This is a genomic window from Candidatus Thermoplasmatota archaeon (assembly GCA_034660695.1).
GTDB lineage: Archaea > Thermoplasmatota > E2 > UBA202 > DSCA01 > JAYEJS01.
Window position 1 is genome coordinate 1 of sequence record JAYEJS010000036.1, and the last position, 11,903, is coordinate 11,903.

At 41.4% G+C, this 11,903-nt stretch carries 14 protein-coding genes; 9 read left to right on the plus strand and 5 right to left on the minus strand.

Going from position 1 to position 11,903, the window contains the following annotated elements; all coding sequences use genetic code 11:
• The first annotated feature begins 173 nt into the window (after nucleotides 1–173).
• From galU to U9O96_01815, 4 genes are read left to right on the plus strand one after another with little or no spacing between them, the layout of a single operon-like run.
• On the plus strand, nucleotides 174–1,040 hold the full coding sequence (gene galU, locus U9O96_01800) for a UTP--glucose-1-phosphate uridylyltransferase GalU (GenBank protein MEA2053841.1): 867 nt from the start codon (nucleotides 174–176) through the stop codon (nucleotides 1,038–1,040).
• A gap of 42 nt (nucleotides 1,041–1,082) precedes the next feature.
• Nucleotides 1,083–2,537, plus strand: a complete 1,455-nt coding sequence (locus U9O96_01805) for a caspase family protein (GenBank protein ID MEA2053842.1) — start codon at nucleotides 1,083–1,085, stop codon at nucleotides 2,535–2,537.
• Nucleotides 2,538–2,567: 30 nt separating this feature from the next.
• Entirely contained in the window at nucleotides 2,568–3,752 is a 1,185-nt protein-coding gene (gene pgk, locus U9O96_01810) for a phosphoglycerate kinase (GenBank protein MEA2053843.1), read from the plus strand.
• A 30-nt stretch (nucleotides 3,753–3,782) separates the two neighbouring features.
• The gene (locus U9O96_01815; GenBank protein ID MEA2053844.1) at nucleotides 3,783–4,838 is read left to right on the plus strand and encodes a hypothetical protein; all 1,056 of its coding nucleotides are present in this window, start codon (nucleotides 3,783–3,785) and stop codon (nucleotides 4,836–4,838) included.
• On the opposite strand, the gene U9O96_01820 is transcribed toward U9O96_01815, so the two are convergent.
• A complete protein-coding gene (locus U9O96_01820; protein ID MEA2053845.1) occupies nucleotides 4,835–5,137 on the minus strand; it encodes a hypothetical protein in 303 nt (100 codons plus the stop codon). The two genes, U9O96_01815 and U9O96_01820, sit on opposite strands and share 4 nt — an antisense overlap.
• A 65-nt stretch (nucleotides 5,138–5,202) precedes the next feature.
• On the opposite strand from U9O96_01820, the gene U9O96_01825 reads away from it, so the two are divergent.
• Nucleotides 5,203–5,574 (plus strand): RNA-binding domain-containing protein, encoded by a 372-nt coding sequence (locus tag U9O96_01825; GenBank protein MEA2053846.1) that lies wholly within the window; start codon nucleotides 5,203–5,205, stop codon nucleotides 5,572–5,574.
• Between the two features lie 140 nt (nucleotides 5,575–5,714).
• Nucleotides 5,715–6,035: a hypothetical protein gene (locus U9O96_01830; protein ID MEA2053847.1), complete on the plus strand. Its 321-nt coding sequence runs from the start codon at nucleotides 5,715–5,717 to the stop codon at nucleotides 6,033–6,035.
• Nucleotides 6,036–6,096: 61 nt separating this feature from the next.
• Here the strand turns inward: U9O96_01830 and rnz are convergent, their stop codons facing one another.
• Nucleotides 6,097–7,011 carry a ribonuclease Z gene (gene rnz, locus U9O96_01835; protein MEA2053848.1) on the minus strand — a complete coding sequence of 305 codons (915 nt, stop codon included), beginning with the start codon at nucleotides 7,009–7,011 and terminating at the stop codon, nucleotides 6,097–6,099.
• Nucleotides 7,012–7,087: 76 nt separating this feature from the next.
• On the opposite strand from rnz, the gene purM reads away from it, so the two are divergent.
• Nucleotides 7,088–8,059 (plus strand): phosphoribosylformylglycinamidine cyclo-ligase, encoded by a 972-nt coding sequence (gene purM / locus U9O96_01840; protein MEA2053849.1) that lies wholly within the window; start codon nucleotides 7,088–7,090, stop codon nucleotides 8,057–8,059.
• A 19-nt stretch (nucleotides 8,060–8,078) separates the two neighbouring features.
• On the opposite strand, the gene U9O96_01845 is transcribed toward purM, so the two are convergent.
• Both U9O96_01845 and U9O96_01850 read right to left on the minus strand, forming a co-directional pair.
• Nucleotides 8,079–8,336, minus strand: a complete 258-nt coding sequence (locus U9O96_01845) for a type II toxin-antitoxin system RelE/ParE family toxin (protein ID MEA2053850.1) — start codon at nucleotides 8,334–8,336, stop codon at nucleotides 8,079–8,081.
• 6 nt (nucleotides 8,337–8,342) lie between these two features.
• The gene (locus U9O96_01850) at nucleotides 8,343–8,528 is read right to left on the minus strand and encodes a hypothetical protein (protein MEA2053851.1); all 186 of its coding nucleotides are present in this window, start codon (nucleotides 8,526–8,528) and stop codon (nucleotides 8,343–8,345) included.
• Nucleotides 8,529–8,827: 299 nt separating this feature from the next.
• Here U9O96_01850 and U9O96_01855 point away from each other — a divergent pair, with 299 nt between their 5' ends.
• Both U9O96_01855 and U9O96_01860 read left to right on the plus strand, forming a co-directional pair.
• Complete coding sequence (locus U9O96_01855; protein ID MEA2053852.1) at nucleotides 8,828–10,414, plus strand: hypothetical protein; 1,587 nt, start codon at nucleotides 8,828–8,830, stop codon at nucleotides 10,412–10,414.
• Nucleotides 10,415–10,536: 122 nt separating this feature from the next.
• Nucleotides 10,537–10,704: a hypothetical protein gene (locus U9O96_01860; protein MEA2053853.1), complete on the plus strand. Its 168-nt coding sequence runs from the start codon at nucleotides 10,537–10,539 to the stop codon at nucleotides 10,702–10,704.
• A 26-nt stretch (nucleotides 10,705–10,730) separates the two neighbouring features.
• On the opposite strand, the gene U9O96_01865 is transcribed toward U9O96_01860, so the two are convergent.
• Complete coding sequence (locus U9O96_01865; protein ID MEA2053854.1) at nucleotides 10,731–11,081, minus strand: hypothetical protein; 351 nt, start codon at nucleotides 11,079–11,081, stop codon at nucleotides 10,731–10,733.
• Nucleotides 11,082–11,903: the final 822 nt, after the last annotated feature.

Genomic DNA, 11,903 nt, shown 5'->3' on the forward strand with positions numbered 1-11,903 from the left:
AAGAGAATGGCAGGAGAAAAACTCCTGCCATGGTTGCAGGGTTGATAGATCATAGGATGGGCTGGAAAGAGATATTATGGCTAAAAATAAACAAAATATGAATCAACAAAGGATTAGGGGACTACCATTTTTTAAATCACAAATAATAAATGCAAGGCCTTAATTTCAAGAATATGAAAGCTGTTATTCCTGCAGCCGGTTTAGGGACGCGTTTCCTTCCTGCGACCAAGAGCACACCCAAGGAAATGTTGCCCGTTGTCGATAAGCCAGCCATACAGTATGTTGTTGAAGAAGCCGTAAAATCAGGCATAGATGACATTTTGATTATCACTGGAAGGGGGAAGCAATCAATAGAGGACTATTTCGATATTTCATACGAGCTGGAAAGCACACTGAGGGAAAGGAACGACCGAAAAAAACTGGAGGAAATAGAGAAAATATCGGATATGGCAGACATCCATTATGTAAGGCAGAAAAAGCCACTTGGGTTGGGACATGCTATTTTCAGAGCAAAAAAACATGTTGATGGCGATGACTTTGCCGTAATGCTTGGAGATGACATAATTTTTTCCGAAAAGCCGTGCATCGGCCAGCTGATCGAGCAATTTAACAGCCATAAATCAGCAGTGATTGCAGTTGGAGAGGTACCGATGGAATTGGTTGGAAGATACGGAATCGCGGACTGCAGGGCAATAGACAACAGGCTATATGAAATAGTGGATATGGTGGAAAAGCCCAGCAGGGAGGAGGCACCGTCCAATCTTGCCGTCATGGGAAGGTACGTATTTACCTCTGAAATATTCGACTGCATAGAAAAAACAGAGATAGGGAAAGGAGGGGAGATACAGCTGACAGACGCAATAAAAATTTTGAATGGAAGGAAAAAGGTGTATGCATATAAATTCGAGGGAAAACGATTCGACCTGGGAAACAAACTTGACTGGATAAAGACGAATATAGAGGCTGCCCTGATAAGGGAAGAGTTTAGGGAAGAACTAATAAAATTCATGAGGGAAAAAGTAAAAGAAAAGAATCGCTAATTTTAAATAAATACCTATTATTACATATTTGGAGGCAAAAATATGAAAAGAAAGGCAGGTTTGGCGGGTATGATATGTATAGTAATAGCGGTTATGTTATTAATGCCCGGTAATCCATTATCGTTCAGTAGAAAAACGGGCGAACCAGTTTATCAAGTCAATGACAAATATATGGAATGTTTGGAACAACCATCTTATCAAGAAAATAAGGAGAAGGAGAATTTGCAGTACCATAATGGCATTTCAGATCAAAATGGCCAACCGTGCAAGCTGTATAAAACTCAGAATGATGACACTGAATACTGGGCTGTTCTGATAGGGGCTGGAATTTATGACAGCCATTCGGATGAAAACCGTCCGTCCATGCTAAGGGCAGCAGATGAGATGCATGATTTACTTCTACAATCTGATTATTGGCAGGAAGATCATATCAAAGTTCTTAAGGGTAAGGAATGCACGGCGGTTAATATCGTCGAGGCTTTACGGTGGTTGGATGAAAAAGATGATGAAAATGATATTTCTTTAGTTTATATCACAACACACGGTTTTAAAGGACCTGATATTCCACCTTTTGACGAAAGCGATGGCAAGGATGAATATCTTGCCACTTATTGGGGCTTTGAATATCCAGTTACATGCATATGGGATGATGAACTAAATTTTTTATTAAGCAGGCTTGATTCTAAGGGTGTTGCTGTCATTATCGACAGCTGCCACAGTGGAGGAGTTGGCGATTCATTCAGCGAGACAGAATGGATAAAAGGGTTTGCAGAGGATATTCAGGGAAATGGCAGAGTAATACTAATGTCCTGTGGAGAAGATGAATTATCATATGGTTCTTATTTCACCAATTATATAGTTGAGGGATTGAAGGAAGGAATTGCCGATTACAACCGGGATGGTATGTGTTCTGCTGAGGAAGCATTTGAGTATGCAGAACCAAAAATATTGGCACTTGCAGAAATATGGGGTGTTGAGTGGCATCCACAGATATATGACGGATATGAAGGAGAACTCGTTCTCACACCGGTACAAGAAAATATAAACCAGAAACAAACCGAGGATTGTGGATGGGGATATCTGATCGATAAAAGAATCAAATTTGCCCAAGGCTTTGTACCTTCAGTTGGTACTCTCACGAAAGTCAAGCTCTATATATGGAGATTGGAGGAAAATCCGCCAAGTTTAGAGGTCTCCATAAGAAAATCTCTTTCTGGTGAAAATTTAGTTACTGTTAATAAACCTGCTCATGAAATTGGAAGGAATTTAAACTGGGTTGAATTTGATTTTTCGGATATTAACGTCGACGCAGGACAGACATACTATATAGTATGTGAAACAGAAAGCGAGGAATACTCTTATGCTTGGGTTTTTGGTGCACACAATCCATATCCACAAGGAGCAGCATGGAGTCAGTTCACTAGTGGATCATGGAATAAAGAGAAATCCGAGGAATGGGGCTATATTGATTTTTGCTTTATAACATATGGAGAATAACCTATTTATTTCGTTTTTTCATAGCATATCATGAAACTCCCAACGATGGACGATGTGGATATCGACGGAAAGACAGTTTTAGCAAGAGTAGACATAAATTCTCCTCTCGACCCGGAAACGATGGAGATACTGGACATATCCAGAATAAAGAGAATCGTGCCCACCGTGAAGGAGCTGAGGGATAAAAAAAGTAAGGTAGTTATACTCGCCCATCAGGGAAGGCCCGGGGGGTGGGATTTCACGGGGCTTGAGAAGCATGCTGCTGCTCTTTCAAATGAGATTGGCGATGAAGTGAGGTATGTGAATGATATATATGGCAAAAGGGCAAGGAATGCTATAAAAGAACTTAAAGAAGGGGAGGTATTGATGCTGGACAACGTAAGAAAATTTGACGGGGAACAGGAGAAAAAAATGCCCGAGGATCATTCCCAGAGTATTATGGTGCATTCTCTGGCGCCGCTCGCCGACATATTTGTAAATGATGCATTTGCCGCTGCGCATCGCTCCCAATGCTCTTTAGTGGGCTTTATACCTGCCATGCCATCATGTGCCGGAAGACTTATGGAGAAGGAGATAAAAACACTTGCAAAAATAATGGAAAGACCGGAGAGGCCGAGCCTTTTCATATTTGGAGGGGCAAAGTATTCCAATGCCATAAAGGTGATAAACAATCTGCTTGAGAGAAAAGTGGCAGATAAAATTTTGCTGGGGGGCGTACCTGGAAGTGTATTTCTTAAAATGAAGAAAGCGTCTGCATCGGAAACGGAAGAGATATCAAAAATTTTGCATACTTTCAGAGACAAAATCGTCCTGCCCGTTGATGTGGCAATCGATGATGGCGGTAGAAAGGAACTGCTCGTATCCGAAATGCATGAGCTGCAGCCGTACGATATACAGGACATAGGGGGGGCTACAATAAAAGCATTTACTGAAGGGATAGATGGTGCATCGACCGTGCTCATTTCAGGCCCGATGGGCGTATTTGAAAAAAAGGAATTCGAAAAAGGAACGAGAAAAGTCCTCGAAGCCATCGCCGCCTCAAAATCCTTCTCAGTGATAGGCGGAGGGCATACGGTTGCGGCAGCGTGCAAATTCGGATTGGCAGATAAAATCTCCTATGTCTCAACCGGAGGCGGTTCATTGGAACAATTTTTGATGGGGGGAAAGCTGCCAGTGATAGATGCTTTAGAAAGATATAGGGGGAGGAAATGTTAAATAAAGCAGGAGCATTCTATCGCCGATATTATGAGCAATATCGTTCATGTTGTTGGAACAGGTACCATAGGTGAGCCGTTAGTTGGTCTTTTGTGTGATTTGAAGCACCAGCTCGGGATAGATGGAGTTACGTTCTACAAGCACAGTCCCGTGCTCACAGACAGGCCGAAGGTGAAAGGTCTGCTGGATAGGGGAGGTAAATTAGTCGTTAGAAAAGAAAAGGTGAATGAATTCAGGGAGCTTGGACTTGAGCCCGAATATATGGCAGAGGAAGCAATAGAAAGAGCTACGGTCGTTGTCGATTGCACTCCGAAGGGTGTGGGCAGGCAGAATAAAGAAAGATTTTACAGGAAATATGAAGATAAAGTCAAAGGTTTTCTGGCACAGGGCTCCGAATTTGGTTTCGGAAAGATGTATGCTGCCGGAATAAACGAAAAGGCATTGAATCAGGATAAGTACATACAGATAGTGAGTTGTAACACCCACAACATAGCGGTTGCAATAAAAACAGTCGCCCTTGAAGAATCAATGGATAATTTTGTGAGCGGAAGATTCGTCTGTATAAGGAGAACAAATGACATCTCACAGGATTCGGGATTCGTACCATCTCCCGAGGTGGGCAGCCATAATGATGAAAGGGGGACGCATCATGCAAGAGATGTCTGGCACCTTTACAATACTCTGGGGCTTGACCTGGATGTGTTTTCTTCGGCCATGAAAGTCAATACTCAGTATATGCATTCAATATGGTTCGACATAAACGTGAAAAAAGAAACGAGCATCGAAGAAATCATAGAAAAATGCATGGATGAACCGAAAATTGCTGTCACACACAAAAAACTTGCAAACCTTGTTTTTTCTTTTGGGAGGGATCACGGACATTACGGCAGGATATTGAATCAGACCGTTGCAGTTTTGCCAACAATATTTGTCAGGAACAAAAAAGAGGTGATAGGCTTTTGTTTCACGCCCCAAGATGGAAATTCTCTATTGAGCAGTATTACCGCCGTAGAGCACCTTTTGTATCCTGATGAATACAAGGAAAGAATCAAGGTGTTGTCTCCTTTCTTATTTGATGAGGTTTAGCCAAAGATAAAGCCCATTCCCTCGCTGGCGCTATCTTCTTCTTCCTTTATCTTATCATTTATGGGTTTCGCTTCCTTTTCACTCAATTTCTTGCCCAATTCATTTTCCTTGACTATATTGTCTGCCAGCTTGATAGCATCACTGCTTCCCTCTATTTTTACGTAGATGCTTTCTCCTTTCATGTCGAGTGATTTTGCATCCCTTATTGTGATGCTCTGTCTGCTCACCAGGTCATCTTTCTTCAGCAGATTTATTCCGCTTTCCTTTTCTTTCTTTATTTCAAATATTGCGTATCCCATCCCGCAATGAATAAAATCACTATTTAAGAGGGTTGTGGTTTTAAATTCTGTGTAGTTGTATCATTATGAATATTGAAATCATTGTTCCGGTGAAAAATACTGAGGACAGCAGTAAAGTAAAGCAGGCTTTATTCAATATCTTTCCCGATGCGGTAATAGAAGAGAAAGAAGGAATGTTAATCGGAAAAGCGAAGAGCTTTGAAAATTTTAAGAAATTGCTGGAAATGCAGAGGATACGGGATACAGTAAAGGTTTTTCTAGGAAAACGTGTACGAAACGGTACGCTATCATTCAAATTGAACAAGGAAGCTGCTTATGCCGGAAAAATAAATTTTGTGATAGTCAGCCATCCAATGGGGGAAATAAAAGTAACGATAAAGGAAAAAAACGAAGAAGCCCTAGAAGAATTCATAGATTGGTTGACAGAAAAGGAATAAATCAGCAATACAAAATTTTGGAGATAGGGAGAGGTGGTGTAGAAAAAAGAGTTTTTCTCGATTTTGTGACGATAGTGTTTACCAACTCATATCTTTACATCCACTATAATTAGGCATCGATTTTTGTAAAATTTTTTGGCATGAACCGTCTTTTCTACATCACCGAGGATAATCTAGCAGTATATAAAAAGACTCTTGCTCAGGTCTGGAATGACGGAAAGATGACTGTCGACGAGAAAGAACTGCTGCACAATTTAAGGAAGCACCTAAACGTTACTGAAAAAGAGCGTTTGCTTTTTGAGGAAGAGATACTCAAGAATACAGAGAGAGATGCTGATGGCCAAGTAATGGAAGTGTACAAAGTGGCATTGGAGCAGGCGCTAGCAGACGGTAAGATTACTAAGGATGAACGGGTCATACTAGAAAAGATAAAAAAACGTTTCAATATAAAAGACATATAGGAATAGCGGGCGTTTCAGAGGGATTTCCTCCGTATTTTGTGTGAATAATTGTTTTTCCCCATTACTTCTTCAACTTCACCTCTACTTCCATGAAGTCTCTGGTCACATACGATTCAGGGAAGACTTCTCTCGCTTCTTTTTCCAGTGGCTTTGCATCCCTGTATCGGGGGCTTATGTGTACCAGATACAGCCTGTCCACACCTGCCTTCAATGCAATTTCCGCTGCCTGCCTTGCTGTGGAATGGCCGTATTCATTTGCTTTTTGGTCCAGACTTGAATCAGTGGTGGCATCGTGGATTAAAACATCGCTTTCCCTTGCAAATTCAATAAATGATTCATAGGGGGTTGTGTCTCCAGAAATTGTTATCTTTCTCCCGGGGCGATTTTTTCCCAGAACCATGCTTGGAGTTATAATCTTTCCATTCACCTCTACGTTCTCCCCTCTCTGCAATCTCCCGAAAAGACGCCCTTCAGGAATGCCCAATTCAATCGCCTTCTTCTTATTGAAGCGTCCGGGGCGGGCATCTTCCTCAAGGCAGTATGAAAGTGCCGGCACGTTATGACTGGCATTTATACATTTCACCTTATATCCATCGAAATGCACTTTGTCCCCCCCTTCTACCTCATGGGCAATTATGTCATATGCAGGAGTGAAATAACCCAGATGGGTAAGCTGATAGATGAGATGCTTCATTCCGGGAGGGCCATAAACGTTAAGTTCTTTTTTTCTATCGTTGAGTTGCAGCGTCTGGAAAAGCCCGGACAACCCCAAAAAATGGTCACCGTGGAAGTGGGTTATGAAAATATTTGTTATTTGCATGTAGCTCAATGAAGATTTCTGGATCTGTCGCTGAGTTCCTTCTCCACAGTCAAACAGCAAAATTTCCTTTCCTCGCTTGATTGCAATGGCTGACACGCTTCTTTCTGCTGACGGCCATGAGCCGCCTGTTCCTAGAAAATGTATGTAAAGTTGCATGGATAGTGATATGCTAGGGGGTAAAAAATTTTGGGTTGTGCCAATAAAAATAAAAGAATGAAGCACATGCATTATTATGAAAGGAATGAGCTATGCAGATGCGGGTGTGAATATTGGCGTGGAGGAAAAAGCCGTATCGAACATATTATCCGCGGTGGGCTATAAAAATGATAAAGTTGGTTTGGGCGGTCATAAGCTTGTTCTCTGCACCGACGGGGTGGGTTCAAAAGTCATTATAGCAAATGAGATGCGGAAGTGGGATACCGTCGGAATAGACTGCATTGCGATGAATGTTAATGACGCACTTTGCATGGGCGCCCGTCCGTTAGCATTTGTTGATTATCTTGCGATGGAAAAGACAGATCCTGTCATGGCCGAGGAGATAGGAAAAGGGCTGAAGAAAGGAGCGGATATTTCAGGAATTCCCATAATAGGGGGAGAGACTGCCACTCTTCCAGAAATTATAACCGGTTTTGACCTTGCCGGCACGTGCGTTGGTGTTGTTGAAACCGAATTGCCGAAGAAAATTTTGCCTGGAGATATAATCATCGGGTTGAGAAGCAGCGGATTGCATTCTAATGGATATACCCTTGCAAGGAAGATATTTACGGAGAACGGCTATTCATATCATGATACCTTTCCTGGAATGGACGGTAAGATAGGGGATATACTTCTAATACCCACGCAGATATATGTGGGGGAGATTCTGGAACTGATGAAAAGTGTTGATGTGAAAGGAATTGCACACATAACGGGCAGCGGATTGAGAAAGATGAAGCGGATGTCGCTTGATGTCTTATTTTCGATAGATGAACCCTTTGAGCCCCAGAAAATATTCAAGGTTATGCAGGAACTCGGAAACATAAGCGATGAAGAGATGTATCAGACATTCAACATGGGGATGGGCATGGCAATTGTGGTGAGCTTAAATGATGCGAACAATGCCCTGGCGATTCTAAAGAAAAACTCCGAAATGGAAGCCAAAATTGTGGGAAAGGTAAAGAAGGGAAAGGGTGTTGAAGTACCGTCGCTGAGAGTGGAGTATTGAAAGAAGCGAATTTCCAACCCTAGAATCTATACATCTTATCTCTTTTATCCACCTTGATAATAATGATTTTACTTTCCGGTTTATTCAATTCATACAAAACCCTGTATTTTCCAATCCTTATTCTGTAGATATTAGTTTCTCCTCTAATCTTTTTATAAGGATGTCCAAAGGGATTCTCTCTCAATATTTCCACAACATCTTTTATTTTGTTCCTATATCCTTTTCTCAAGTTTTTAACAAAGCTTGCTGCCTTCTTAGAAAAGATCACCTTATACATGTTTAATCAATCGCTAAAAATCTCCTCGGCTTTCACGTACTCTCCCCTTTTGATTTCTTTTCTTATTTCTTCCAGTTCCTTTTTTTCTTCAGGGGATAGTTCCTCGAACCCCAGAAAATTATCGATTTTAGAATTTATCTCATTCAGTATTTTTTCGACATTGCTGATTTTTTTCAAGATAGCATCCGCCATACTAATCTCCTGCTCTTACATATTCCCACGTCCTATATAACATTTAAGGATTTATCCTCGAATGAACCAGGGTTGTGGGAAAGGTAAAGAAGGGAAAGGGTGTTGAAGTACCGTCGCTGAGAGTGGAGTATTGAGAAAGGCAAGGAGAATATTAGTTGGGAAGGTGCAGAACTCGTTTTTGATTTTTATCGAGCGAACCAGAAATGCTTAAATATCGGAAACAGGACTAACTATTATATGGGATGTAACAAGGTGTGGAAAAGAAGCCAAATCCCTGAGCGTACAAAAAAGGAGGTAAAATGAAGAAAAATATTAAAAATAAAATAGTGGTGCTTACAATAGCGATAGTTTTTTCTTTGGTAACGACATCTGGATATTTTGCCGATGCAACAGCTTCAAATCGAACGGTTAATTTATATGTTAAAGGGCAAATGGAAGGAAGTAACATCCTTATGGCAAAAAACGTAAACTATGTAGTGACTGAAAATTTAACTATTACATCCTCTGAAAGCATTGTTGTGGATGGAAAAATCTCTTTGGAGGGAAAAAGGACTAGCATACAACTCATCTGCGGAGGAGATATTACCATCAACGGCGAAATAGTTGCAGAGTATTGTTATCATGGATTAAATTATGCAATAGATGATGATCTTAAAGGGTTTAATAAACTCTCTAATCAACACGGTTTAGCGGGAAATGATATAATAATAAAAGCAGGCATCTCTGTCACCGTAGAAAACGGAGCAGTAATTAAGTCAGGAGACGGTTGGAAGGGCGGTGACATACGTCTAGATTTTAGCGACATGACACAAAATGATGACATTGCGGTTAGAGCAGGGGATGGAGGGAAAGGTGGTGATATAAAAATTTCGGCAAATACTTTAATTTTAGAGGGTGCCATTAAAGTTGGAAATGGGGGAGAAGGTGGTAGCATCATTGTAAATGGAATTCCTTGGGAAAATGACTCAATAAAATGGGTTAGTCTGGTAAAGGAGGGAATAATTGAAGGTGGTATGGGCGGGGATGGGGGAGATGCATATGCATATGCTTCAGGTACAGATGATACAGACTATGGAACAGATGGGGGAGATGGAAATAACGGTGATCCAGGGGCTCATGGTAGTTTTCCAGGAGGAAATGGAGATGCGGGAGGTGCAGGCACAGATGGTGAGAATGGAGGAAATGCTTTAGCAGTAGGTGGAGATGGCAATAGCGGGTATAATGGAGGTGATGGTGGGAATGCATACGCATATGGTGGAGATGGCGGGAATGGAGGCTATGGCGGGAATGGAGGAGAAGGAGACCCTGATGGTGGTAATGGAGGACATGGTGGATCTGCAGGAAATGGTGGAGAGGGAGGTCAAGCAAATGCATGGGGTGGCGATGGTGGATGGGGTATCTCACATGGAGGTGATGGTGGACACGCACAGGCATATGGCGGGAATGGCGGAGGGGGTGGAAATGGTGGAAATGGGTACTTGGGCCTTTCGCAATATTGCGATGGTGGAGACGGTGGAGACGGGAGTAATGGTGGATGGGGTAGAGATGGTGGATATGCACGTGCGGATGGCGGATACGGTGGAACTGGATTCTACGGTGGGAATGGTGGGGATGCAGGAGCATGGGGAGGAAATGGTGGGAATGCAGGAAATGGTGGGAATGGTGGGAATGGTGGAGACAGCGGTAATACGTGGTCATCTCCCGGAGTTGGGGGGAGTGGTGGTTCTGCTGGTAACTATCGTGGGTACGGCGGTGATGCCGATGCATTCGGTGGAAAAAAAGGAACTGGCTTTGGTGGAAGTAGTGGAAGTGAAACTTCACAGGATGGCAACAACGGTGACTGGGGCATGGATGGTGAAGGTGGTAGCGATGGATCATTAACGTAAATGATTAATTGTATCAAATCCATTCCATCTCTTCCTCTTTCTTTTATACGAAAGCCGTATAAAAAAACAGTTAGAGATATAACAAAAGAAAAATTATCATTTCAACCCCTATCGAGATGGTTATGCACGTGGCAGGACAAGGAAACGTGCCCGCGATATCCAGTTGTAAACTATGTACAAAAACAAATCGTATTTATAGCGGCATATACAACCTTTCCCAAATGGATAAAAAAGATACGAGAGGAAGATTCGACTGGAGGAAGAAAGAATGGAACCAAAGGAAGTCGTGACAGAAAGCGTATACATATTAAACCGATTAACGATTATTGTATGATAATATGGGCATGTTAATCAACATAGTTAATAGAAAGATTTTATTTCTGATTTCGGTAGTTCTGTTCATATTTTGGCTAATCGGTGGAGCCATTGAAAATGATGTGATTGGCCTACCTGCTTTTGTGGGATTGCTTGCTATAGCCTCATATTTAATGATATGTTGGATTGAAAATAAATTTGCTCTATCTCTTAACATTGTCGTAAAAATTGTTTCTATCATTGTTTTAGCTTTCGTTTTATATCGGGCAATATTTTGGTCTTTCATGTTTGCATTTTCTGATAAAACTGTTCGCTGGAGTAAAATTATTTCATTCTTTACAATACTGTTCATGCTTTTGATTTCTGTTATAATTTTAAAAAAGATTTATTTAGACAAACAGACCTGATTTAAAAATTGGGGGAACGCTTGCCCAAGTGCACGAGTATTGTGCTTAGGAATGCTTCATCTACTTGACTTCGCCACTTAATCATTGCCCAAAGAAAAAGATATTGGTGGAACCAATATCCCTTCATGAACAATAAAACATTTCCTTTGGGTGGTGTAGTAATGATTGAAAAGTAGAAAAAGAATTCGGTCTTTTTTCTACGATTTTTAAAAATCTTGGAGGAAATGCTAGGGATTTCATTTCCATTGCAAAACTCCACACATACAACAAACTCTCTCATTCGGTTTCTGTTCATCAAATCCCCAACGCATATCCAGAGGAGCTCATGAGGCAATTGGGAATGAAAGAGAAACCTTCTGAAAGAACTCTTTACAGAGCATTGGAAAGAATCGGTAGATCTTTTCCAGTTGTTTTAGACCATTCATTTCGGTGCAATAAGTGCACCTATATGTCAACACCATAATAAAATTTTTTAGCGAGGGATAGAGGTGAGTAGTCTGAAGCTAAAGGCTTAAAGGCTTGTGTGTAAGATAGGGGCACAATTGTGGTTTCAAGGGCAAAAAGCCATCGTCATAAGGAGAGACCTTCAGACGGCTGATCAGTATCTAGCGAGGGAGTTTATTCGCACAGACTAGCGAATCAGGATGTTCCTCAGAATGGGTAACATCATAGATTTTTGAAGCAATATCTCAGCAACCTCTCTCAATTTTCAACCAATTTAAAGTCAGCTTTCTGATCGTCGGGATCAAAGTGCGATTTGATATGCA